This window comes from Streptococcus fermentans, assembly GCF_040888305.1.
GTDB lineage: Bacteria > Bacillota > Bacilli > Lactobacillales > Streptococcaceae > Streptococcus > Streptococcus fermentans.
Map to the genome: position 1 here is coordinate 26,750 of NZ_JBFNFG010000010.1, position 23,769 is coordinate 50,518.

Annotated in this window: 28 protein-coding genes, 1 tRNA gene and 2 pseudogenes; 17 read left to right on the forward strand and 14 right to left on the reverse strand. The window is 40.9% G+C overall.

Going from position 1 to position 23,769, the window contains the following annotated elements; genetic code table 11:
* Positions 1-60: 60 nt before the first annotated feature.
* From AB2B50_RS08595 to gggC, 4 genes are all read left to right on the forward strand, one after another.
* Positions 61-426, forward strand: a complete 366-nt coding sequence (locus AB2B50_RS08595; RefSeq protein ID WP_000119157.1) for a GntR family transcriptional regulator — start codon at positions 61-63, stop codon at positions 424-426.
* 3 nt (positions 427-429) lie between these two features.
* A complete protein-coding gene (locus AB2B50_RS08600; protein WP_320693035.1) occupies positions 430-1,125 on the forward strand; it encodes an ABC transporter ATP-binding protein in 696 nt (231 codons plus the stop codon).
* Positions 1,126-1,140: 15 nt separating this feature from the next.
* Positions 1,141-1,869, forward strand: coding sequence for a hypothetical protein (locus tag AB2B50_RS08605; RefSeq protein ID WP_320693036.1), 729 nt, complete (start codon positions 1,141-1,143; stop codon positions 1,867-1,869).
* Positions 1,870-2,125: 256 nt separating this feature from the next.
* Positions 2,126-3,667: a streptosactin export ABC transporter GggC gene (gene gggC, locus AB2B50_RS08610; RefSeq protein WP_049503248.1), complete on the forward strand. Its 1,542-nt coding sequence runs from the start codon at positions 2,126-2,128 to the stop codon at positions 3,665-3,667.
* 66 nt (positions 3,668-3,733) lie between these two features.
* On the opposite strand, the gene AB2B50_RS08615 is transcribed toward gggC, so the two are convergent.
* Positions 3,734-4,429, reverse strand: a complete 696-nt coding sequence (locus AB2B50_RS08615; RefSeq protein WP_001288931.1) for an LrgB family protein — start codon at positions 4,427-4,429, stop codon at positions 3,734-3,736.
* Positions 4,426-4,800: a CidA/LrgA family protein gene (locus AB2B50_RS08620; RefSeq protein WP_049503249.1), complete on the reverse strand. Its 375-nt coding sequence runs from the start codon at positions 4,798-4,800 to the stop codon at positions 4,426-4,428. The genes AB2B50_RS08615 and AB2B50_RS08620 overlap by 4 nt, the downstream gene beginning before the upstream one ends.
* A 181-nt stretch (positions 4,801-4,981) precedes the next feature.
* Between AB2B50_RS08620 and AB2B50_RS08625 the strand changes: the two genes are divergently transcribed.
* The 7 genes from AB2B50_RS08625 (at position 4,982) to queF (ending at position 8,526) form a co-directional block, all read left to right on the forward strand.
* Positions 4,982-5,362 carry a MarR family winged helix-turn-helix transcriptional regulator gene (locus AB2B50_RS08625; RefSeq protein ID WP_004250773.1) on the forward strand — a complete coding sequence of 127 codons (381 nt, stop codon included), beginning with the start codon at positions 4,982-4,984 and terminating at the stop codon, positions 5,360-5,362.
* A 95-nt stretch (positions 5,363-5,457) separates the two neighbouring features.
* The gene (locus AB2B50_RS08630) at positions 5,458-5,679 is read left to right on the forward strand and encodes a DUF4649 family protein (RefSeq protein WP_004250771.1); all 222 of its coding nucleotides are present in this window, start codon (positions 5,458-5,460) and stop codon (positions 5,677-5,679) included.
* A 14-nt stretch (positions 5,680-5,693) separates the two neighbouring features.
* Positions 5,694-6,008, forward strand: a complete 315-nt coding sequence (gene trxA / locus AB2B50_RS08635) for a thioredoxin (protein ID WP_001029584.1) — start codon at positions 5,694-5,696, stop codon at positions 6,006-6,008.
* Positions 6,009-6,210: 202 nt separating this feature from the next.
* A complete protein-coding gene (gene queC, locus AB2B50_RS08640) occupies positions 6,211-6,864 on the forward strand; it encodes a 7-cyano-7-deazaguanine synthase QueC (protein WP_320693037.1) in 654 nt (217 codons plus the stop codon).
* Positions 6,864-7,307: a 6-carboxytetrahydropterin synthase QueD gene (queD, locus tag AB2B50_RS08645; protein ID WP_320693038.1), complete on the forward strand. Its 444-nt coding sequence runs from the start codon at positions 6,864-6,866 to the stop codon at positions 7,305-7,307. The genes queC and queD overlap by 1 nt, the downstream gene beginning before the upstream one ends.
* The gene (gene queE / locus AB2B50_RS08650; protein WP_320693039.1) at positions 7,300-8,016 is read left to right on the forward strand and encodes a 7-carboxy-7-deazaguanine synthase QueE; all 717 of its coding nucleotides are present in this window, start codon (positions 7,300-7,302) and stop codon (positions 8,014-8,016) included. Before queD ends, queE begins: the two co-directional genes overlap by 8 nt.
* Before the next feature lie 18 nt (positions 8,017-8,034).
* Positions 8,035-8,526 carry a preQ(1) synthase gene (queF, locus tag AB2B50_RS08655; RefSeq protein WP_000082591.1) on the forward strand — a complete coding sequence of 164 codons (492 nt, stop codon included), beginning with the start codon at positions 8,035-8,037 and terminating at the stop codon, positions 8,524-8,526.
* A gap of 241 nt (positions 8,527-8,767) precedes the next feature.
* On the opposite strand, the gene AB2B50_RS08660 is transcribed toward queF, so the two are convergent.
* Positions 8,768-9,436 (reverse strand): MIP/aquaporin family protein, encoded by a 669-nt coding sequence (locus tag AB2B50_RS08660; RefSeq protein WP_320693040.1) that lies wholly within the window; start codon positions 9,434-9,436, stop codon positions 8,768-8,770.
* A 108-nt stretch (positions 9,437-9,544) separates the two neighbouring features.
* Positions 9,545-10,336, reverse strand: coding sequence for a DUF2785 domain-containing protein (locus tag AB2B50_RS08665; RefSeq protein WP_320693041.1), 792 nt, complete (start codon positions 10,334-10,336; stop codon positions 9,545-9,547).
* A 273-nt stretch (positions 10,337-10,609) separates the two neighbouring features.
* Between AB2B50_RS08665 and AB2B50_RS08670 the strand changes: the two genes are divergently transcribed.
* Positions 10,610-11,374, forward strand: coding sequence for a (S)-acetoin forming diacetyl reductase (locus AB2B50_RS08670; RefSeq protein ID WP_000048146.1), 765 nt, complete (start codon positions 10,610-10,612; stop codon positions 11,372-11,374).
* Positions 11,375-11,580: 206 nt separating this feature from the next.
* Here AB2B50_RS08670 and AB2B50_RS08675 read toward each other — a convergent pair whose 3' ends face one another.
* From AB2B50_RS08675 to AB2B50_RS08715, 9 genes and pseudogenes are all read right to left on the reverse strand, one after another.
* Positions 11,581-12,030 (reverse strand): thioredoxin domain-containing protein, encoded by a 450-nt coding sequence (locus AB2B50_RS08675; protein WP_320693042.1) that lies wholly within the window; start codon positions 12,028-12,030, stop codon positions 11,581-11,583.
* A 354-nt stretch (positions 12,031-12,384) separates the two neighbouring features.
* Positions 12,385-13,095: a deoxyribonuclease gene (locus AB2B50_RS08680; protein WP_320693043.1), complete on the reverse strand. Its 711-nt coding sequence runs from the start codon at positions 13,093-13,095 to the stop codon at positions 12,385-12,387.
* A gap of 99 nt (positions 13,096-13,194) precedes the next feature.
* A complete protein-coding gene (pepF, locus tag AB2B50_RS08685) occupies positions 13,195-14,991 on the reverse strand; it encodes an oligoendopeptidase F (protein WP_320693319.1) in 1,797 nt (598 codons plus the stop codon).
* Positions 14,992-15,001: 10 nt separating this feature from the next.
* Positions 15,002-15,745: a 16S rRNA (uracil(1498)-N(3))-methyltransferase gene (locus AB2B50_RS08690; protein WP_320693045.1), complete on the reverse strand. Its 744-nt coding sequence runs from the start codon at positions 15,743-15,745 to the stop codon at positions 15,002-15,004.
* Between the two features lies 1 nt (position 15,746).
* Positions 15,747-16,697 carry a 50S ribosomal protein L11 methyltransferase gene (gene prmA, locus AB2B50_RS08695; RefSeq protein ID WP_320693046.1) on the reverse strand — a complete coding sequence of 317 codons (951 nt, stop codon included), beginning with the start codon at positions 16,695-16,697 and terminating at the stop codon, positions 15,747-15,749.
* A 137-nt stretch (positions 16,698-16,834) separates the two neighbouring features.
* A pseudogene (locus AB2B50_RS08700) lies at positions 16,835-17,308 on the reverse strand (GNAT family N-acetyltransferase).
* Positions 17,305-17,739 (reverse strand): NUDIX hydrolase, encoded by a 435-nt coding sequence (locus AB2B50_RS08705; protein WP_320693047.1) that lies wholly within the window; start codon positions 17,737-17,739, stop codon positions 17,305-17,307. Before AB2B50_RS08705 ends, AB2B50_RS08700 begins: the two are co-directional and overlap by 4 nt.
* 49 nt (positions 17,740-17,788) lie before the next feature.
* Complete coding sequence (locus AB2B50_RS08710; protein ID WP_320693048.1) at positions 17,789-18,331, reverse strand: hypothetical protein; 543 nt, start codon at positions 18,329-18,331, stop codon at positions 17,789-17,791.
* Positions 18,332-18,386: 55 nt separating this feature from the next.
* Positions 18,387-18,857, reverse strand: a complete 471-nt coding sequence (locus tag AB2B50_RS08715) for a DUF3013 family protein (protein ID WP_219966991.1) — start codon at positions 18,855-18,857, stop codon at positions 18,387-18,389.
* Positions 18,858-18,972: 115 nt separating this feature from the next.
* Here AB2B50_RS08715 and AB2B50_RS08720 point away from each other — a divergent pair, with 115 nt between their 5' ends.
* The 4 genes from AB2B50_RS08720 to AB2B50_RS08735 all read left to right on the forward strand — a co-directional run bounded on the left by AB2B50_RS08720 (position 18,973) and on the right by AB2B50_RS08735 (position 21,825).
* Positions 18,973-20,244: a replication-associated recombination protein A gene (locus AB2B50_RS08720; protein WP_320693056.1), complete on the forward strand. Its 1,272-nt coding sequence runs from the start codon at positions 18,973-18,975 to the stop codon at positions 20,242-20,244.
* 262 nt (positions 20,245-20,506) lie between these two features.
* A tRNA-Lys gene (locus AB2B50_RS08725) sits at positions 20,507-20,579 on the forward strand.
* A gap of 95 nt (positions 20,580-20,674) precedes the next feature.
* Positions 20,675-21,091 carry a helix-turn-helix domain-containing protein gene (locus tag AB2B50_RS08730; protein ID WP_080979301.1) on the forward strand — a complete coding sequence of 139 codons (417 nt, stop codon included), beginning with the start codon at positions 20,675-20,677 and terminating at the stop codon, positions 21,089-21,091.
* A 218-nt stretch (positions 21,092-21,309) separates the two neighbouring features.
* On the forward strand, positions 21,310-21,825 hold the full coding sequence (locus AB2B50_RS08735; RefSeq protein ID WP_003004261.1) for an HdeD family acid-resistance protein: 516 nt from the start codon (positions 21,310-21,312) through the stop codon (positions 21,823-21,825).
* A 544-nt stretch (positions 21,826-22,369) separates the two neighbouring features.
* Here the strand turns inward: AB2B50_RS08735 and AB2B50_RS08740 are convergent.
* Positions 22,370-22,711 (reverse strand): annotated as a pseudogene (locus AB2B50_RS08740) (T6SS immunity protein Tdi1 domain-containing protein); the annotation flags it as partial.
* 102 nt (positions 22,712-22,813) lie between these two features.
* Between AB2B50_RS08740 and AB2B50_RS08745 the strand changes: the two are divergent.
* Positions 22,814-23,656 (forward strand): aldo/keto reductase, encoded by an 843-nt coding sequence (locus tag AB2B50_RS08745; RefSeq protein WP_320693049.1) that lies wholly within the window; start codon positions 22,814-22,816, stop codon positions 23,654-23,656.
* Positions 23,657-23,769 lie beyond the last annotated feature (113 nt).

Below are 23,769 nucleotides of genomic sequence, written 5' to 3' on the forward strand. Positions count from 1 at the left end.
AAGTTTTTTGTTTTGTTGTATTATTGAATTAACACAAAGGTAAATAGAAAGGAGATCGTGATGTCTTGGACATTTGATAACAATAAACCCATTTATTTGCAGATTATGGAGAAAATCAAATTGCAGATTATTTCCCATAAACTCGAGCCCAATCAACAGCTTCCAACCGTTAGAGAATTGGCTAGCGAGGCAGGTGTCAATCCCAACACCATCCAGCGCGCCCTATCGGACTTGGAGAGAGAAGGCTTTGTCTATACCAAGCGAACATCTGGACGCTTTGTCACAGAGGATTTGGACTTGATCCTCCAATCCCGTAAGCAACTGTCAGAAGAACAGCTGCAACAGTTTGTAACAGGCATGGTAGAATTCGGCTATGAAAAAGAAGAACTACCGACTGTTTTGAGAGATTATATTGAAGGAGTTTAAACTATGACCTTGTTAGCATTTGAAAATGTGTCAAAATCCTATGGAGCAAGTCCTGCTCTTAAAAATGTTTCCCTTGAAAATCCAGCTGGACAAATCGTTGGTCTCCTTGGCCCAAACGGTTCTGGAAAGACAACCTTGATTAAACTAATCAACGGCTTGCTACAGCCAGAGGAAGGGCGTATCCTTATCAACGGCATGGAACCAAGCCCAGCAACTAAAGCGATTGTTTCTTATCTCCCTGATACGACCTACCTCAACGAGCAGATGAAGGTCAAGGAAGCTCTCACTTATTTCAAGACCTTCTACCAAGATTTCAATCTGGAACGTGCTCAAGGTCTCCTTCGTGACCTTGGCATTGATGAAAATAGCCGTTTCAAGAAACTCTCAAAAGGAAACAAAGAAAAGGTTCAGTTGATTCTTGTCATGAGTCGTGATGCTCGTCTATACGTTCTTGATGAACCAATCGGTGGTGTCGACCCCGCGGCGCGTGACTATATCTTGAACACCATCATCAACAACTACTCTCCAACTTCGACTGTCTTGATTTCAACCCACTTGATTTCAGATATTGAACCAATCTTGGATGAGATTATCTTCCTCAAGGATGGAAAAGTCGTCCGTCAAGGAAATGTTGATGATATTCGCTACGAGTCTGGAGAGTCTATCGACCAGCTCTTCCGCCACGAATTCAAAGCCTAGGTAAAGGAGATTATTATGTTTTGGAATTTAGTTCGTTATGAATTTAAAAATGTTAACAAATGGTATTTAGCCCTCTATGGTGCTGTGTTGGCTCTTTCTGCCCTTATCGGGGCTCAAGCTAGTTCCCTAAAATCCATCGATACTCCCGATCAACAAATGATTATGTTAGTGTTTCTAGGTCTGGTTTTTGGTGGACTACTTATTACCTTGAGTATTTCAACCTTGATTTTAATCATCCGTCGCTTCAAGGGTAGTGTCTACGATCGCCAAGGCTATCTCACTCTAACCTTACCTTTATCTGAACACCAGATTATCTTAGCCAAACTCTTGGGAGCCTTCATTTGGTCTATAATCAGTTCAGCAGTTTTTTTCCTAAGTATCTACATTATCTTTGCAACCATTGACCCAAATATGGTTGATTCCTACTTTTTTGATTACTTATTCGTACATTATATCGAGAATTTCTGGTTAACCTTGATTTCATTTTTCATAAGCACTGTAGCAGGCATCCTTTGCATCTACTTGTCTATTTCAATTGGACAGCTCTTTAATGAATACCGTACAGCCCTCGCTGTCTTAGCTTATATTGTTATCCACATTGTCCTTGGATTTGTCGACATGTTTAGTCCAAGCTTGAATTATAGCATGATGATGTCCGCTGAAATCTTTAAAGACCTCATCCTCAGCGCAGCCTTCTATCTCGGAACCTACTATATCTTGAAGAATAAAGTTAATCTTCAATAATCAATCGACGGCTGGACAATAACTTAATTTTAGCAGAAAATGAAATAGATCTTTCTATGATAAAACGCATATTATCAAGGTTTTTCAATACCTGATAATATGCGTTTTTCTGATTTTAAAAACTTTTAGCGCAGATTCCCTATTCGTCTAAATAGTCACATTTTCTAAGCCTAAAACCCCATTTCATGTGAATTATTTTACAAAAAAGAGTATAATGCCTTTATAAAGTTGCTTTTCACTAGGAGGTTCCCACTTTATGCTTAGAAGATTTGTAACAAAGAAACACCTCATTCTCTATTTTTTATCAATTATCATCACCTGGCTTGAAGCTATTATCACACCTGCCCTCGTTCAGAATATAGTGGCTAGTTTTACCAATCAGGACCTCGAATTACTCTGGAAAGTTCTACTATTGGGAATTTTAGGCAATCTCATCCTTCTTATCGGATTAGCTGGTAAAAGATACTACTACGCCCGTCTCATAACCGATTTCAAATTTGGACTTAAAAGTGCCATCTTTCATCAGTTTTTAAACAGTTATGCGATTGCTGAGCAAGACCTTCTGTCTGATTTGGAAAATGATGTCAAGCAACTGGAAACAAGCTATATTGAGCCTACAGTGATTATTATTTCTTCCATTGGATTTACAAGCGTTTCGGTCTCTTATGCCTTGTGGACCAACTTCTATCTGGGACTCATCTTTATCCTTTTTTACTCTCTCCCAGTCCTTTGTAGTTCCATCGGTACCAAACGCTTAGATACCCTCTCCGAGGCTCGTTCAAAAATCAATCAAAACTATCTAGCAACTTTGACAAGCTTCATCAGTGGGAGCCAACAAATCCGCCACTACCATGGGCAAACTTTCTTTTTCAATCGTTATTCTAGTCAGCTACAACATAGTCTTGATGCAGAGATAAACTATGAAAAACAGCGCACTATCAATAGTCTCCTCATCAATAGTATTGATGCTTTTTGTTCCGTTGCTCCCATTGTCATCGGTGGTTTTATGACCTACTATGGCCACCTCAGTGCAGCCAGTTTTGTCGCTATTTATCTCGTATCTCACAATATCGGCTATCAATTTCAAGAACTAGCTTATTTTAACAACACTCGTAAATCCACTACCTATCTCTGTAAGAAATATCAAAAGCTTCTTAGCCAGAAAAATCATAATTTGACCAAGCCTATTCCAGATATCTATCCTATCAAAGCGGAGAATCTCTCTTTAGAGGTAGAACAACAAGTGATTTTAGCACCTCTCTCACTTAGTATCAATCAAGGAGAAAAAATTGCCATCATCGGAGAGAGCGGCACTGGTAAAACCACTCTCCTGAATATTATTCATGGAGATCAAGACGCTACGAGTGGACACATTAGCTTTGCAGGACAAATCCTTAGTCGGGAAGAAATCACTAGCATTAGTTCTTACATCCTCCAATCCAGTCATTTTTTTGATTACTTATCACTAACTGACAATATCACTCTGGGCTCCGTCATAGACCAGACTAGATTGGATAAAATCCTGAGACAGACTGGCTTAGAGGATTTAAAGCATAGAAAACTTAGCGATGATAGTCTATCTGGTGGCGAAAAACAACGGTTAGAAGTCGCTCGCGCCCTCTACCATGAGAGTAAACTAATCCTAGCCGATGAGGTAAAGGCCAATCTTGACTTGGAAAACAGTCGAAAAATCAGTGATCTCCTCTTTTCTATGCCACAGACTGTTATTGAAGTTATTCACCATTATACCGAAGAAGACCTAAAACGCTACGACCAGGTCATAAGATTGACCAAATAAAACGAAAGCCCATAAAGTACTTTCGCATCCGTAGAAAAAACCAAGGAAATCAAAAATCCTTGGTTTTTAACTCAAGATCAAATTAGCTACGATCGGACTGACAAATACGTAGAGAATCCCTGTAACACCGATGGCTAGTCCTCCCATAGCACCTGCAACTGGTCCATAGCGAAAGGCCGTTCCAGTTCCAACGGCGTGACCTGTTCCACCCAGGGCTAGTCCAGCCGCTACTGGATCGTCTATTTTTAGCCATTTTAGAAGTGTTGGTCCGATAACGCTGGTCAAAATCCCCGTCGCTACTACAACTACTAGGGTCACGGTAGTCAAGCCCTGCAACTTTTCTGTAATCCCTACTGCCATAGCGGTCGTTACTGACTTAGGAAAGAGGGAAATGGCTAGGAAAAAGTCCATGCCAAAGATTTTTGCGACTAGGGCTGTAAAAGTGGTATTGACGATGACAGCTAGGAAGCTCCCCAGCAAAATACTCCTAACATGATGCTTCATCAAGTGGAAACTCTTATAGAGGGGAATTCCTAGAGCCACTGTTGAAGGAACAATCAAGTTATTAAGATAAACCCCACCTTGGTAGTAATCTTGATAGGAAATGCCAGTTACCTTTAGAAAGATGATAATAAAAATAGCTGACAGCAACAAGGGAGTCGTTAAGGGATGAGGATAGCGTCTGAAAATCATCATTCCCCCAAGATAGGCTAAGATTGACAAAGCAATCCCAAATAGGGGATTGGATACAAATTCGCTCATTTAGCACCTCTTTCTTCGTAGTCACCTTCATAGCGTTTTTTGATAAATTGAACCACAAGCGCAATCAAGATGATATTAATCACTGCTGCAAAAAAGACAATCAAGACAATCGGCAGAAGATAGGGAGCAATCACATCAAATTTTTCCATAATTCCAACCGCAGGAGGTAGAAAGAGGATGGTCATGTTGGCTAGGAGAAAATTTCCAACCATGTTGACATGGCGAATGCGCAGCCATTTGAACTGCAAGGCTAGAAAAAGAATAATCAAGCCGATGATACTTCCAGGGATGGACAAATGAAAAAAACTGGAGATTCCTTCACCGATTAAAGAAATCACAAAGAGAATCATTAACTGAACATATAACTTCATTGTAAACTCCACAAATAGACTTTCTGCATACCAGTTTACTCTTTTTTCAGAAAATTTCAAGGAAATATATAAGAAACATCCTTCTTGCTATCTAAGCCAAAAAGGTGTATACTAATTGCGTGCGCAAGCATCATAGATGCACTAGTATGATTACACTATTATAGAGGGAAAGGAGATTGATATGACTTACTTAGAAAAATGGTTTGACTTCAACCGCCGACAAGTAGAGCTAGAAGCACTTTTAGAGCAAACGATTGCTGAGCAGAGTGACCAAAGCCTAACGCTCAAAGAATTCTATCTCTTGCACTTTTTAAATCAGGCTCAAGAAAAATCTTTGAGACAGATTGACCTGCCGGACAAACTCCATCTGAGTCCAAGCGCAGTATCACGAATGGTGGCACGCCTAGAAGCCAAAAACTGCGGTTTACTTAGTCGGAGATGTTGTGACCAGGATAAGCGAGCTAGTTTTATCTGCCTCACTAAGGAGGGTCAGACAACTCTTGCCTATCTACAAAAAGCTGTAGAAGAGAGCCTTGAAACAAAAGCAAGTTGGCTTTCCTAAAATTTTTACAAAAAACTTGCGTGCGCAAGCAATTTTCTTGACATTCCTTTTTCCAAGGAGTAAAATGAAGATATGATTTAGCAAAGGAGAATCCTATGATTGAAATCACCTATCTTGACGCCAGCAAGCAAGAGAGAACCATGACCTTCGAGTCCTACGAAGAATTTGAACGTTCTCAACATGCCTGTCTGATTGGTGTCGCAGACTACTACCCTGTCCAAAAAGTAACCTACAAGGGACATGATTTGGACTACCATGGGACTTATGGAGATGTTTTCTTCTATCTCATGAAACAAGATTTAAGCCAATATAATTAAAAAGGAGAAATACTATGGCAAAAGCAATTACAGATGCAACATTCGAACAAGAAACTAAAGACGGATTGGTCTTGGTAGACTTCTGGGCAACTTGGTGTGGCCCATGTCGTATGCAAGGTCCAATCTTGGACAAATTGTCTGAAGAACTTTCAGAAGATGTCTTGAAAATCGTTAAAATGGACGTTGATGAAAATCCAAACACAGCTCGTTCATTTGGTATCATGTCTATCCCTACTCTTCTTTTCAAAAAAGATGGACAAGTGGTTAAACAAGTTGCTGGTGTTCACACAGCAGAACAAATCAAAGCTATCGTTGCTGAATTAAGCTAATCAAAGGAGAGACCAAGTGCATTCATTTGGTCTCTTTTTTCTTGCCCTTTGCCATTTTTCAAAAAATATGCTAGACTGTAACTAGAATATCACGATGTTTGGGACATGCCATCGCTAAAAAAAACCTCTACTTGGTATTTTTTAGCTCCCTCTAGGGAGCTTTTTGCGTGCTCTGAACATTTCCCATTTTGGAAGGAGTACTATGAAACGTCAATCAGCCTTGGTCGTCTTTAGTGGCGGTCAAGATTCAACAACCTGCCTTTTCTGGGCCAAGCAACACTATGAAAAGGTAGAAGCCGTTACCTTTGCCTATGGCCAACGCCACCATTTAGAAATTCAAGTGGCCAAAGAAATCGCTGAGGAACAAGGAATTCGTCATCATATCCTAGATATGTCTCTGCTAGGACAAATTACTGAAAATGCCTTGACTTCAGATCTAGAAATTGAGCAAAAAGAAGGAGAGGTACCTAATACCTTCGTTGACGGTCGCAATCATCTCTTTCTGTCCTTTGCTGCAGTCCTTGCCAAGCAGCGTGGAATTACGGATATCGTGACAGGAGTGTGCGAAACAGACTTCTCAGGTTATCCTGACTGTCGGGATGTCTTTGTCAAATCACTCAATGTCACCCTCAACCTTGCCATGGATTACGACTTTGTAATCCAAACACCTCTCATGTGGCTAGACAAGGCTGAAACTTGGGAATTAGCTGACCAACTCGGTGCCTTTGACTATGTTCGTGAGAAGACCTTGACCTGCTACAACGGGATTATCGGTACTGGTTGCGGAGATTGTCCTGCCTGCCATCTACGCCAACATGGTTTAGAGGTTTATCTCACTCAGAAAGGAGAGGCCTGATGTTTTTTGCCCCCAAAGAAATCAAACGAGAAACTGGGGAATCTCTTGTCTACAATCCTCACAGAACCTTAGTCTCAAAAGAATTTACCTTCGATGCTGCCCACCACCTCTTTCACTATGAAGGAAAATGTAAATCCCTACACGGTCACACCTATCATCTGCAAATCGCTGTCAGTGGGTTTTTAGATGATAGAGGTATGACCTACGATTTCGGAGATATCAAAGCTATCTACAAGGACTACTTAGAGCCCCACCTAGATCATCGCTATCTCAATGAAACCCTGCCCTACATGAATACGACTGCTGAAAATATGGTTTACTGGATTTTCCAAACCATGAGCCAAGAGTTGCCAGACGAGCGCGGTCTCCGTTTGGAATATGTTCGCCTCTATGAAACTCCTACTGCCTTTGCAGAGTTTAGACGGGAGTGGTTAGATGACTAAGGAACGTGTCCTCAAACTACCAGTTCTAGAAATTTTTGGGCCTACCTTTCAAGGTGAAGGTCGTGCTATTGGCCAGAAAACCATGTTTGTCCGCACTGCTGGTTGCGACTATCACTGCGACTGGTGCGATTCTGCCTTTACTTGGGATGGTTCTGAAAAACCTACTCGCATGACAGCTGATGAAGTGATCGCTGAGTTAGACAAACTAGGAAGCTACGACTATGTAACCCTATCTGGTGGAAATCCAGCCATCCTAGCTGCCAACATGGCTCAACTGGTCACCAAACTCAAGCAACGTGGTGTTACTCTGGCTGTTGAAACCCAAGGCTCCCGCTGGCAACATTGGTTAAAAGATATCGATCAGGTGACTCTGAGTCCCAAGCCTCCTTCATCTAAGATGGAAGTCAACTTCGAGACCTTGGACTTTATCGTTTCTCAATTGGATCCAGACAAGGTCACCTTTAAAATCCCTGTTTTTGATGATGCAGATCTAACCTTTGCCAAAGACATTCAAGAACGCTACCAACCAGATGTCCTCTTCTTATCGGCTGGAAATCCTGAGCCCAAGGCTACAGGCAATATTGTCCAAGACCAACTAGATCGCCTCAAAGAACTATGGGAACGCGTTGCTGCTGATGATAGCTGGGGCAATGTCCGCGTCCTTCCACAACTCCATACCCTCCTCTACGATAACCAACGTGGTGTTTAAGATTAGAAAGAAAAAAACATGTCACAACAAGAAGAAATGAAAAACCTAAGCCTACTGGGCAATAAAGAAACCACCTACATCTTTGACTATCAACCAGAAGTCCTGGAATCCTTTGACAATCGCCATGTGGAAAATGACTATTTCATCAAATTTAACTGCCCTGAATTTACCTCACTGTGCCCAATCACTGCGCAGCCAGACTTTGCAACGATTTATATTTCCTACATTCCTGACAAGCTCTGTGTCGAGTCAAAATCCCTCAAACTCTACCTCTTTAGTTACCGAAATCATGGGGATTTTCACGAAAACTGTATCAACACCATCGGAAAAGACTTGGTCAACTTGCTAGACCCTCGCTACTTAGAGGTGTGGGGGAAATTTACACCTCGCGGTGGTATTTCAATCGACCCCTACTACAACTACGGTAGACCTGGAACCAAGTATGAAGGATTGGCAGAACAACGCCTATTCCAACACGATCTCTATCCAGAAAAAATTGACAACCGCTAAACTCATACTCAATGAAAATCAAAGAGTAAACTAGGAAGCTAGCCGAAGGTTGCTCAAAGCACTGCTTTGAGGTTGTAGATGACACTGACGAAGTCAGCTCCAAACACTGTTTTGAGGTTGTGGATAGAACTGACGAATTCAGGGCAAGGTGAAGCTGACGTAGTTTGAAGAGATTTTCGAAGAGTATAATACGAAAAAGCCCTGTTCCTCATCATGAGGAGCAAGGCTTTTTGAGTTTCAATTATTCTTCAGTTCCAAGGAAGTTTTTAGCAACAAGAGCCGCAAGAACTCCACCAACGATTGGTGCAAGGATGAAAATCCAAACTTGTTGAAGAGCTGCGCCACCTACCAAGACAGCAGGAGCCAAGCTACGAGCTGGGTTTACTGAAAGCCCAGTAATGTTCAAGCCAGCTAGAATCAAAGCTGTCAATGACAAACCGATGACCAAACCAGCAATTGCGCCATTACCTTTACTTGCTGATGTTACAGTCATGATGACCAAAACAAACAAGAATGTTGCAATGACTTCAAACAAGAAACCACCAAAGACAGTTACACCGTTTGCCAAGGCATTTTCACCAAGACTTGCAGTTGACATACCTGAATTTGCCAAGAGGAACAATACAGATCCAGAAGCAAGGAAAGCACCAACCACTTGACCAAGGATGTAGTTTACAAGCTCTGAAGATGACAAACGTTTGTTAACAAACATAGCGATAGAAACAGCTGGGTTCAAGTGAGCACCTGAAACAGTTCCGATTGAGAAGGCTGCGACTACGATTGCCAAACCAAAAGCAAGAGCAATCCCAAGGTGTCCAAGTCCTTCAACACCATTTCCAAAAACAACAGCTCCTGTTCCGATGAACACAAGCATAAAAGTACCGATTAATTCAGCAACAAATTTTTTCATGTTAAGTCTCCTTTTTTCAAACTATGTATTAGTCTATCAGAAGAAGGAAAGGGTTTCAAGAAATGTGCTTGGAAACATTGTGTAAGTTTTCACATTGATAATCAAAATCTAATATTGGAAAGATTGAATAGCTTCTTTCAAGTCATCTTGTAAACTATTTCTCTGGTCGAGTTGAACATAGACTTCTAATAGACAAGATCTGAAATTGGAAAATTTATAAAAATCTTCCCTCTCTTCTATCGGGAAATCAAGTGACTTTATCCAAGAAGCCAGTGTCGCTTGCTCCACCTTTCCTTGCAAAACAGGTTCGTAAAGGACTCTGGCCAAGCGCCAGTCCTCATCATCTATAAATCGAACCGAAATTCTTTTAAATAGTTGGCCAAGTATGTCAAATACTTCATGAACTCTATTTTTAGAAAAGTCTGGATGACAAACAACTTCAGTCAAAAGATCAGCCCCATGAGCAAAAGCATGCACCCAACCATACTGGCTTGAAAAACCAGTCGTATCCTCTTCTTTTTCAAGGTAATGCAAACCTTGATCGAGCAACGTATTTCTGATATCAGTTTTAAGCACTTGATAAAAAAGAGACTGTTCATTGCCATCAGCAGATAAGAGATTGGCATAAATAAGGGCCCTAAAAGAACGTTCAAGCGTTGAAGCTCCTGTCTTATCAATCTCTTTATCTAGCCCACCATCAGAGACAATCTCAGCAGCAATCAACTGAAATTGCTCCTTGGTAAATAACTCTTCTTGAATCCCCCTAGCTAAACTAGTAAAAACCAATTCATCGCGAATCTCTTGACTCGGATCCCCTAAGTGCTCAAGCAACCACAGGATTTCTTCTTGACGATAACTCGGTTTTTCTTCTATTACTTTTCTTTTCAATTCTGGATACATCTGCCTACCTCCAATCATACACATCTATTATACAACATTCTTTTCTAGCTATCTTCATTATAAGAGATAAATATGTTAGTCTCAGATATTTTTTCACTCTTAGAGGGTTAATTTTTTCCAAAAACCAAGTATTTGTTTGACACAAATTTCACAAAGGTGTATACTAAAACGTGATAGGACTTCTTTTAGAAACCTATCACGACTCACTTATAAACCTTTTGCTGTTCTTTTATGAACGTTTGAATGGTATCACGGATACCGAGGAGGAATCATATGTCTAAAGTAGCTATCGTTACAGGTGCAGGTCAAGGGATCGGTTTTGCAATCGCAAAACGCTTGGTTCAAGATGGTTTTAAGGTTGGAGTTTTAGACTACAACGCTGAAACAGCTGAGAAAGCAGTTGCTGAATTGTCAGCAGATAAAGCTTTTGCTGTTGTAGCTGATGTGTCTAAACAAGCAGAAGTTGCTGCAGCTTTCCAAAAAGTTGTCGATCATTTCGGAGACTTGAACGTTGTGGTAAACAACGCTGGTGTCGCTCCTACTACACCTCTGGATACAATTACAGAGGAGCAATTTGCTCGCACATTTGCTATTAACGTCGGTGGTGTGATTTGGGGAGCACAAGCTGCTCAGGCTCAGTTCAAAGCACTTGGTCACGGTGGTAAAATTATCAATGCTACTTCTCAAGCAGGTGTTGTCGGAAATCCAAACTTGACTGTATACGGCGGTACAAAATTCGCTGTTCGTGGTATTACTCAAACATTGGCGCGTGATTTAGCAGAGTCAGGTATCACTGTCAACGCCTATGCTCCAGGTATCGTAAAAACACCAATGATGTATGATATCGCTCATGAAGTTGGAAAAAATGCAGGAAAAGATGACGAGTGGGGTATGCAAACATTCGCAAAAGATATTACATTGAAACGCCTATCTGAACCAGAAGATGTAGCTGCAGCAGTTAGCTTCCTTGCTGGACCAGATTCAAACTACATTACAGGTCAAACCATTATCGTTGATGGTGGTATGCAATTCCATTAATACTCTTCGAAAATCAAATTCAAACTGCGTCAACGTCGCCTTGCCGTACTCAAGTACAGCCTGCGGCTAGTCTCCTAGTTTGCTCTTTGATTTTCATTGAGTATAAGATTAAAAAAGTGAGGTTGGAAAAAATCCAACCTCTTTTATCATCTCTACGACTCCAATTTTCGGAGTTGTTTTTTGTCATTTATAAAAATTCTTCAGCACTATTCATTCTTTAAAAATGAAAGGATTTCTTCAAGACTAGCGGAACTTCCTTGCTCTAAATAGCGTGATTTACTACCATTTTGATAGACTGAAAGATTCGGAACGGTTTGGATATCCATTTCTTTTGCAAAGGCTGTAATCTCATCCTTTTCATCAGAAGCACTATCCAAATAATAGACTGTCTGGTGACTTTTTTGAATCGCTAGAGCCAAATTGGGCACAAACTTTTGACAGTAGGGACAGGATTCTCTTCCTATGTAGACGACAAACTCGTCGCCATTTGCAAGTTTGGAGCGCATTTCTTTCATATTGATTGCTTTGGTATACTGAACAGCTTCCTGATAAGTTTTTGGAAGAACAGGCTGACTGAATTTCCAAATCATAAACAAAATCGGCATAGCAATTCCAATGATAAGCAAGCTAAGTTTTTTATTGACACGCACTAGCATCTCCGTCCTTTTCTAAGTATTTTCCCTAGTCTAATCGCCCACGACAAGATATAAAATCCAACCGATAGATCTATAATAACGCACATTCTGAAGACAAAGTCTTCAGTAAACTTTATGAAATAAATGTCATTCTAAAATCTCAACAATATAACTCTATTGTTGCACTTTTATGATTTTATTCTCCCAACTGGGCACTGTAGTTGATAATTTGGTCAACCGTGTCTGACAAGAATTGAATGGAAAAATCAGCCAATCTCTTTTATTAATTTTCATTATTATTTAGGAGGATATTTTATCAATACCTCTACCTTTCTGGTGACTTATCAAAAAGTCGTTCTTAAATGACTTTGTATCTTATTCTTTTTTAGATGGAGTTTTTCCTGCAGCAATTGCATCAGCCTCTGTCATCTCAACAACATTAGCTTTATTAGTATTTGACGGCATTCTATCTTTGTTATACCAATATACTTTCGCTTGCCCATTCTTAGCGACATAAACAGTTCTATCTTGCTGTTGGGCTTTAATCTCGGCTTCACGTGCAATTCTTTTCTCTTCTTCTTTTTGAGAAATTAATGACTCAACTGCACCTATCCTATCGATCAATTCTGTCTTTTTATCGTTATTTTCAATCTGATTAACTGTTTCTTTAGCAGACTTCACTTGATTCGCATCTTGACTTTCTTCCAATTGTTTGACTAAGGCTTCACCTTTTTCTTGCAACTCATTTGCAGCTTTTTCTTTGGCAATTCTCTCTTCTTCTGCTTTTTCTTTAGCTTTTTTCTCATCTTCGATTCGTTTTGCCTCCTCTATGCTAGATGAAGTATCCGTCGTCGAAGTTGTCGAAGAAGTAGATGTCACAGTCTGCTTAGTTTCTGACTGAGCAGATGAAGTTTTCTTTGTGACTGTTGGAGTTTGGAGAGCAACTGCAACAAAACTGACAATGAAAAGCCCTATCATTAAATTTCTTTTTCGAATATCTGGTGCTTTCTTTACAAAATACCAAATACCAACTCCACTCAAAACAAGATAGAGAGTAGGTAGAGCAATCAATAAAATGATTCCCAACAAAACTATACCAATTTTGATAAAGAGTATTCTTTTGGGATCTTGCTCTAGCCATTTTTTATTCTATTCATATTATTCTCCTAAAATCTGCCTATTTCCCTATTCTCCCAACTGGGCACTGTAGTTGATAATTTGGTCAACTGTGTCAGACAAGAATTGAATGGTATCACGGAGTGGTTTATCTGTTGAGATATCCGCTCCAATAATCATTGCTGACTCAAGTGGTGTCTTACTGCCACCTGATTTGAGGAGATTGAGCCAGTCTTCAGCTCCAGTTTCTGAGTTTTTCAAATGGAGATAGCCAGCTGTCGAGATTACAAGACCTGCAGAGTAAGTGTAACTATACAAGCCCATGTAATAGTGAGCTTGGCGCATCCAAGTCAGTGCTGCATCATTATCAATCTCAATAGCATCTCCCCAGAAATCGGTCAAAACTTCCTGCATAATGCTGTTGAGTCTGCTTGCTCCGAAAGTTTCTCCTTCTTCAATCAATGTATACACCTTACGCTGGAAGGCTGCTTCCAAAAGGTGGGTAATAAAGTTATGGAAGTAGGTGTCCGTCAAGCGGTGGGCAAGGGCAAAGCGTTTTTGACGCAGATCATCAGACTGATGCTCCAAGTAATCACTGAGAAGCAATTCATTAAAGGTTGACGGTGCTTCGACATAATAAGTAGACATGTGGGCATTAAAGTAACTCTGATGATTGTCAGAAAAGATAAATTGACCAGAATGCCCGATTTCATGAATCAAGGTATAAACATCGCTCAAACGACCTGTCCAGCTCATGAGGACATATGGATGCACACGGTAGGGATCAGCTGCATAGCCACCAGAATCCTTGCCACTATTGGCAGCAAAGTCCACCCAGCGTTCTTCTTGATAGCGAGCAACTTCTTGACTGTATTCTTGACCCAAAGGTTCTACCGACTTCATGACCAAATCATAGGCATCATCAATGCTAACCTCTGGATTCAACGCACTATCCAAATCCAATTTCCAATCAGCAAAGGTCATCTTCTCAAGACCATTCACCTTGGCAACATGCTTGAGATATCTCTGAGCAACTGGCGCAAAGTCCTTCATGATGAGGTCAATCTGACGATCAAACATAGCACGATCTACTTCTTGCTCAGCTAAAAGATAGTCAAATACTGAGTCATATCCCTTCATATCTGCCAACAATTTCTCAGATTTGACCTGAGCAAGATAGGCTGCTGCAGCCGTATTTTGGTGCTTGCGTAGTCCTTCTGAGAAGGAACGGAAGGATTTCTCACGGACTTCAGCATCCTCGTGGTTTTGATAGAAGTTTTCATAGGTCACAAAACTGTTTTTGTAAGTCTTCCCATGGGCTTCAAAGTCAGCCATTTCAAAGTCGCCAGCTCGCATTTTAGTATAGATATCCTGTGGACTGTAGAAAACTTCACCCAGATTGGTCAAGGCCTTTTCCACATCCGCCCCAAGATAGTGGGCTTTTTTGATCTTAGCTTGACGAATGGCTGCCGTCAAATGTGGTAAGTCACCCAAACAGTCCAATACTTCCTCATCTGCCGCCACCAAGGCATCGTCAAAGAAGGTTAAGGTGACACTGGCATCTGTCTCAAAGTCCATTCCAGCTTGGGCGATATTGGCAAAATCTTCATTAGCATAGTCTGTCGTCTGAGGCATAAAGGCGTAATTACCGATATGACTCATCTGGATGTAGATTTGTTCCAATTCTGCAAAGGCCTTCTCGAAATCTTCAAAAGTATGAAGATTGCCCTTATAGTCACGACTAAATTGATTGATATCTTCACGCGCCTTCTCTATCGCACGCAAGAAGTCCTCACGGTCTTGGTATAGGGCTGTCAAATCCCAAAGTTCCTTTTCAGGAAATTCTGAACGGTGTTTTTGTTCCATCTTTTTCCTCTTATTTCTCTAATTCTAATAAAACACTAAGGGCCGATAAAGCGTAAAGTGGTGCTGTTTCTGCTCGCAAAATGCGAGGACCAAGTCCTGCCAAGACTGCTCCCTTAGCTTCAAAATTTTCGATTTCCGCAGGTGAGAGACCACCTTCTGGACCAAAGATAAAGAGCAGTTTAGCTCCCTTTTCTAACCCAGAAACAGCTTGGATGAGTGCAGCTGATTCTCCTTCTTTGGCTGACTCTTCATAGGCCACCACGATGCGGTCAAACTGGTCTAGCTGAGCTAGAAAATCTGCTTTATTCTCAAAAAGGGTAACACTTGGTACCAGATTGCGTTTGCTTTGCTCTGCTGCTCCAAGGGCGATTTTTTCTAGTTTCTCGACCTTTTTGCCCAATTTCTTACCATCCCACTTGGCGACTGACCAGTCTGCGGGAAAGGCCCAAATCTGACTGGCACCTAGTTCCGTCACCTTTTGAGTGATAAACTCCAACTTATCTCCCTTGGGAAAACCAGATGCGATGGTCACTTGGACTGGCAGTTCCACATTGTCAGTTAATTCTTCAACCAACTCAAACTGACGTGCTTCCACATTGACCACGCGCGCCAAACGCTTGATGCCATCATCAAATACTAAAGCGACCTCATCATCTTCTTTCAGGCGCATAACCTGAAACATGTGCTTGCTGGTCTCCTTGTCCTCGATGGTGACAGGTGAGACTACACTGCCCTTGACAAAATACTGTTGCATGCTAGCCTCCAATCACACCGGAGATATCCTTGGTCTTCTTGAAGACACAGGCATTCCACTCCCCTTGAATCATATGGGTTTCAAGGAAAAATCCAGCTGACTCAGCTGACTCACGCACCATGTCCCACTTGTCCTTGATAATCCCACTCATGATGAGGTAGCCTTCGTCCTTGACCAAGCGATAAGCATCCTCCGTCAGATGAATGAGGATATCCGCCAAGATATTGGCCACGATAACATCTGCCTCAATTTCCACTCCTTTAAGCAAATCGCCTGGGGCTACATGGATGTTTTCCATACCAGGATTGAGCTCAATATTTTCCTGAGCGACACGAACCGCCACATCATCCAAGTCATAGGCGAAAATCTCCTTGGCACCTAGGAGTGAGCTTGCAATAGAAAGAACACCTGAACCTGTCCCCACATCTAGCACTGTTTCGCCACCACGAAGAACCTGCTCCAAGGCAAAAAGACTCATCTTGGTTGTTGGGTGCGTTCCCGTTCCAAAGGCCATCCCTGGATCTAGCTTGATAATCTTTTCTCCCGCTGTTGCCTCATAGTCCGTCCATGACGGTACGATGGTTAGGTCATGGGTGATGCGTGCCGGTTCATAATACTTCTTCCAGTTGTCCGCCCAGTCTTCTTCAGCTAAGGCAGTCGTACCAATCCTGACTTCTCCTAAGTCCATAAAGTCCGTCAATTCTGAGAGACGAGTTTGCAAATCCGCCTCAACCACTGCCACATCAACCGTATCAGGATAGTAGGCTGTCACTACGATTTCTTCTTGCTGCTCTACCTCTGGGAAAATCTCACCAAAACGATCCACATTGCCCACATAGTCCATGCTATCTTCAATTGCTACCCCTTGGGCACCTAACTCAATCAAGAGGTTGGAAACCAACTCCTCTCCCTCACGCTTCACTGTAACTTTTAACTCTTGCCATGTTTCCATCATTAAGATACCAAGCCCGTAAAACACAAAGCCAAAATAGGAAACTCTCTGAAGACGTTTGTGTATATAAGAAGTTTATCTTTTTGGCACCGTGTTTAGGGCGGGTTCAGTTTAGAAATTTAACTGAACCATCCTTTCTATTTCTCTATCAATTTTTTCATGTAGACCATATCCATGCCTTCTTTTTCAGGCTCGATATGAGTTTGACGGTAGCCATTCTTCTCGTAGAAGGCAACCATTCCCGCATCCTGTAATACCGTACACAAATCCCATTGTGTGATGGTTGGAAATTCTTTTTCCAGTAAGCTTAAACCTTTAGATCCATACCCTTGTCCTTGATACTGAGGCAAAATCGCTGCCGTTCCCAACCAAGCATTCGTTAACTCGGCATTGGTCTGAACTCGTAAAAATCCGATGTTTTCTTCATCTTATTTTACAAAGTAGTAATAGCTATTGGGACGCTCGACTAATTTCCATTTGATTCGTTCGCGGTCCTCGAGATAAGGGTCATATTCATCATGGTATTTTTCATAAACAGCCTTAAAGCTGGCTCTCTGAATTGCAATAATAGTTTCTAAATCCTCTGCTCCCGCTCGAACAAGTGTTATCATAAACTTTCCTCCAAATAATCCCTCAATCTCCCCTGTAGCTGAGGCACTGCCTGTTTAGACTTCAAAAACTCCTCAATAGGCATCAATTTATAGCCTTGTCCTTCATCTCCGAAGATGATATTGTCAAATTGTTCTTGTCTTAGCTGACCAACCATAAATACCGATTGCTTGTCTTTAAAGATTACGCTAGGATAAATCTTGCTCCAAAGCAGACAGTCTTCATCTAAATGAATTCCCAATTCCTCATAAACTTCACGCGCTGCGCACTCGAAAGGGCTTTCGTTTCCTTCACGACCACCACCTGGCAACTCCCACATGTTGGGACAAGGGATATCGTCCTTGTCATCACGTAAGATGGTCAGTAGCTTATCTCCACAAAAGAGGGCAATTTTACAACCTGTGAAATCGAACTTTTTATTCAAGAATTCCATGATGTTTACTCTTTCCTATGATAACCACTAGACGCTGTAAAAGACCGAACTAGCCTTCTGCTATTTCCTTTTGACACTCTGCATCCCAGTACGCCTGCCATCTGCCATGTTTTTTAGCAAAATAAACCGTAAACTCATCATTGACATAATCTGCAACATAGCGAAGATTAGGCGGACTTTCCTCAAAACTTAATATCCAAGGATGAAAGTAAAAGGTTTTCTCCCACTTCTTCTGAGTATAGCCTAGATCCTTGGCATACTGAGGGATGGGTTGTTGCATCTCGCTTTCCAAATAGGACTGAATAGCATTATCAATACTATTTAAATCAGCTAATAGTTGCTGAAACTGCTCTTCTTCCTCCGTCTTAAAACCAACTAGAAATTCAAATTCCGCAAAATCTTCAGGAAATTCAATTTCTGTGATTTTCCCATCCTCAGCATAGCGTCCTTCCTCATTAACAAGGCGACGAGCTCCTGACTTCAATACTCGCTCGAAATCTAGATCCGCAAAGCGATTTCGGGGAAGAATATCAACTGACGGCTCAGTTTTAGCTGACCTTCTCCTGAAAAACTGTTTGACTTTTTCTAGCATAGTCTCCCCCTTCTCCTTGAACTCATTATTTAAAAATGTCCACTTAGAATCTTTTCTAATATCTCGGATAAGGGTAAAATTCTCCCTCTTCCAAGCCTGCTTTTCCTTCTTCAAAGACTTCTTGGTTCCATTCCATGACGAATTCTTCTGCTTCTGGGTCTTCCAAAAAGTCCATGAGAGCATCTAGTCCAACCTCGGCAGTATCCTTAAGAAATAGCGCAAAATAAGCCAAGAATTCACGAGAAAAACCTTTCTTAGGTAGGTAAGGGATAACTGTCAAATAGTCTTCCTCATTAACAGTTGACTTGGCAGGGTTGTAAAAAAGCACCGCTTCTTCAAATAGGATATCGTCTGACGACACCTCTCCGTCCTCATCCAGCATCTCCACTCCTGCAGCATTTTGTGCTTCTAGTAAAAAGCTCACTTCTACCGCATGATTGCGCTTATCCCAACTAATCTCATAATCAAAAGGAAAGTTCTTGTCCAACTCTTCTTGTAAAACATCTAAAAATCCGTATGTTGCCATTTTGTCCTCTTTCTATACGACTCTTTAATCGCCCCGAATACTCGGAAATATGCTAAAATAGATACTACCATATTACCACATTAGTATCAGAAAATCCATGTTAGAAAGGACTGCTATGCCAGACAATCTCGCGCTTCGTATGCGCCCCAAAACCATCGACCAGGTCATTGGTCAGGAGCATCTAGTTGGACCAGGCAAGATTATCCGCCGTATGGTGGAAGCCAATCGCCTATCCTCTATGATCCTCTACGGACCTCCAGGCATCGGAAAAACCAGTATCGCTTCAGCCATCGCTGGAACAACCAAGTATGCCTTTCGGACCTTCAATGCCACAGTTGATAGTAAAAAACGCCTCCAAGAAATCGCTGAGGAAGCTAAATTCTCAGGTGGCCTTGTACTGCTACTAGACGAGATTCATCGTCTTGACAAGACGAAACAAGACTTCCTCCTTCCTCTCTTAGAAAGTGGTCTAGTCATCATGATCGGGGCGACAACTGAAAATCCTTTCTTTTCTGTCACTCCAGCCATCCGAAGTCGTGTTCAGATTTTTGAGTTGGAACCCTTGTCTAACCAAGATGTCAAAGAGGCCATTCAAATCGCCCTGACTGACCCTGAACGAGGCTTTGATTTCCCTGTCGAGTTAGATGATGATGCCCTTGATTTTATCGCAACATCTACCAACGGAGACCTCCGTTCTGCCTTTAACTCACTGGACTTGGCAGTTCTCTCCACTCCAGAAAATAATGACGGTATCCGTCATATCACGCTGAATATCATGGAAAATAGTCTCCAGAGAAGCTATATCACTATGGACAAGGATGGAGACGGGCACTATGATGTTCTATCTGCCCTTCAAAAGTCTATTCGCGGATCAGATGTGGACGCTAGTCTCCACTATGCTGCTCGCTTGATAGAGGCCGGTGACCTTCCTAGCCTAGCTCGTCGTTTGACTGTGATTGCTTATGAAGATATCGGTTTGGCCAATCCCGAAGCCCAGATTCATACCGTGACTGCTCTGGATGCAGCACAGAGGATCGGTTTCCCCGAAGCCCGCATCCTCATTGCCAATGTTGTGATTGATTTGGCCCTTTCTCCAAAATCCAACTCAGCCTATGTAGCTATGGACAAGGCTCTGTCTGACCTTAAAACCTCAGGTCACCTACCAATCCCACGTCACCTGCGAGATGGCCACTATAGTGGTAGCAAGGAATTAGGCAATGCCCAAAACTACCTCTATCCACATAACTACCCAGGTCACTGGGTCAAACAAGAGTACTTGCCAGAAAAAATTCGCAACCATAGCTACTTCTCACCAGAAGATAGTGGAAAATACGAACGTGCCCTGGCTCAACGCAAGGAAACCATTGATAAATTACGAAACTTATGAAATCCTTTTCAAAATTTTTAATTTTCCCTTGATTTTTTTTGAAAAAGTGGTATCATATAATCATAGAAACGCTGTGGTGTACGACTTCACATTTAAGTGTTGACCGACTATTTTTTGTATTATTAGGGAAACAAAAGTCTTCTAACAGCATGTAGGCCGTCTCACACGGAAACAGCTTCAGTTAGAGCGAGTTGCCCACCTGCTTAATTGCGCGGGTTCAATACAAACCGTGAAGTTTCGGCACCAATACAGCTTTTTATTTGCCTCCTTAGCTCAGTTGGTAGAGCAGTAGACTCTTAATCTATGGGTCACAGGTTCGAGCCCTGTAGGGGGCATCTAAATCAACAGGAAAAAGCCTTGATTTATAAGGCTTTTTTGCTTGTCTATAACTGATTTGCCCCATCATTTGCCCCACATTTTTTTATGAGCAATCTTTCCAAACATCTCTGATTACGAAAAACAAAAAAGCTATCCTACCTTTGCAAATTTAGATAAGATAGCAGAATATTTTAATGCAACTCCAACTCAACTTTTTGGAACTAGTAAAGAGATTGAATTAGAAAAGAGTGTTCTTGAATCGAATGAATACTCTGATAAAGTAAGTGAGATCTTAAAGGCTGTCAAATACATCGAACATTTTCTAGAAACTGATGGACAGTACTTAGAGGATTTACTTTACTTAACAAGAGGCAACCAACTATACACAGAAGATGGAGATGAGTTGTATATTGATCCAACTTCTCAGAAAAGAACACTTCATAACCAATATGAACCTGGTTTTATTGAAGCAAGGGATAAATCTCCACTAGAACTCTTAATTGAAAATAAGGAATTGTTTGATAAATAGAAAAAGCGAGGATAACCTCGCTTCAGATTGAAGTTAAAATCTTTAGAAGACACTTTTATAAGGACTTTGTCTTCAATCTGTGAAAAGGAGTGAAAACTCCTTTTCTTTTTGTAAGTCAGACTGAAACTTCCAAATTGTTTATTTATTTTATTGACATTTTCTATAAAAATAAGTACAATAGTTTTATTAGAAAACTATACTATATAAGGGGTATTGAAATGAAATTTTCTAATCGTTTACTGCTATTCCTTGCAGGAGTTGTTTTTGTCCTTTTAGGACTTTTCCTATTTACAAACCCAGTAGCTAATCTTGTTGCTTACAGCTGGTGGATTTCATTTGGTTTACTGGTTTCTTCTATAGCAGCTATTTTAGGCTATTTCTCTGCACCAAAAGAGCTTCGCTCACCTGTTTATCTTTTCCAAGGATTTGTTAGTCTTCTCTTAGCTCTTTACCTCGTTGCTTATGGCTTTGTGACCCTGCCGGTCGTCATTCCGACCATTGTAGGAATTTGGTTAATTGTAGAAGCCATTATTGCTTTCTTTAAAGGCAATCGTCTAAGATTGATTTTCCCTATTATTGGTAGCAATATCATGTGGGTAGCCTTGCTTGAATTTTTACTAGGTCTAGTGATTCTGTTCAATCCAGTGGCTACAGGTGTCTTTGTCGTTTATGTCATTGCCTTTTCATTTTTAGTTACTGGCTTCACCTACATTATTGAGGCCTTTCGTAAATAGTCTAGTTGCTATTTCTATCGCATTCAAAAAAGCTGGGAAATCATATTCTCAGCTTTTTCGTCTCTTTAATTATCACTTTTTCGCATTCCATTCTGCGTAGAAATTTGTTTTTCCATTTTATTCTCCAATTTGATCTCGCACTGACATTTATTTATAACAAAACTATATATCTAGAATAGCATAATCATTAGGTATTATAGGTTTTCAAACAAAATACGAGTCATTCGTTTTTGCCCCACTTTTGCCCCATTTTTAAATCCTGACATTGAAAATACCTAAAAGTATTTCCCTAAAATCAGCTATATTTCAACATTTTTGTTTATTTTCAATATGAAAAGTTCTTACAAATCCATGTAGGGGGCATCTAAACAACAGGAAAAAGCCTTGATTTATAAGGCTTTTTTGCTTGTCATTTTGTTTTTTATACCAAATTTTGTACCAAAAAGTTTATATTCACAAAATAAACGAGTCTCATCCAAAGACTCGTTATTTATCTCACACTCGTTTTCGTCGAAAAAACCACCTCGAAGGTGGTTCCTTTCTATCAATCGTCCATCACTCCGCCTGTGAGTTGGTACATGAGATAAATGTGCTCCAGGACTTTGACTTTATCCATATGTTCCACATCTTTAAAGCCTCCTAATGCTAGTAAAGGAACAAAACCGAAACATTGGTTATATGACAAGGGACCATGTTTTAACACAGCCTGTCTATATAAATCCAGTTCAAAGTTATCAGTCACATATGAGTTATCTAAATACTGAAGAAAATATTTCAGGCTCTTGATAATAATGTCGCAGTCTTGAAGATTTTATTTTACAATACCAACAAATTCATTCTCTTCCCAAGTAATAATATCTCCAAAGGCTGTTACGAACAGCGGAAAAAGAAGTAAGGAACTATTCATAATAATAGCCGTAGCAAATCTTTGCATTTTTGTCTTATCTTTTTTAAGATAGTACTATTAAAAAAAGAAAAGGTGAAAATCATGGAAACATATACACTTGCAAATGGGGTTGCTATTCCTAAAATTGGTTTTGGAACTTGGCAAATTGCTGAAGGCGAAGAAGCCTATAACAGCGTTAGCTTCGCACTTAAGGCGGGTTACACACATATTGATACCGCACAAATTTACGGTAACGAGGTTTCCGTAGGTAAGGCGATTGCTGATAGTGATTTGGCACGTGAGGATATTTTCCTAACCACCAAACTTTGGAATGATAAGCACGATTACGAGTTGGCTAAGACTTCTATCGATGAGTCTCTCGAAAGACTTGGTGTGGATTATTTGGATCTTTTGCTTATCCATTGGCCTAATCCAAAGGCGCTTCGTGAGAATGATGCTTGGAAGGCTGGCAATGCGGGTGCATGGAAGGCTATGGAAGAAGCCTACAAAGAAGGTAAGGTGCGTGCTATCGGTGTGTCAAACTTTATGCAACATCACCTAGAAGCTCTTTTTGAAACAGCTAAAATTGTTCCACATGTCAATCAAATCCTCTTGGCTCCAGGTTGTGACCAAGAAGACTTAGTTGCCTATTGCCAAGAGCGCGATATCCTTCTTGAAGCCTATAGTCCACTAGGTACAGGTAGCATTTTTGGAAATGAAGATGTTGAAGTAGTGGCTGAACGTAACGGTAAATCTGTGGCACAAGTTGCTCTGCGTTGGAGCCTCCAAAAAGGTTTCTTGCCACTACCTAAGTCTGTGACACCTAAAAATGTAAAAGGTAACTTGGATATCTTCGACTTCGACTTATCAGAGGAAGATATGGCAGTCTTGGATAAGATTCAAGGCACCAAAACTCAGGATGATCCTGACACAGTTAATTTTTAATAGGATTTTAAGCAACCCATCAGGGTTGCTTTTTAGTGTGTTCCACATCTTTAAAGCCTCCTAATGCTAGTAAAGGAACAAAACCAAAACCGACAAGTAAATAACAAAAGAAG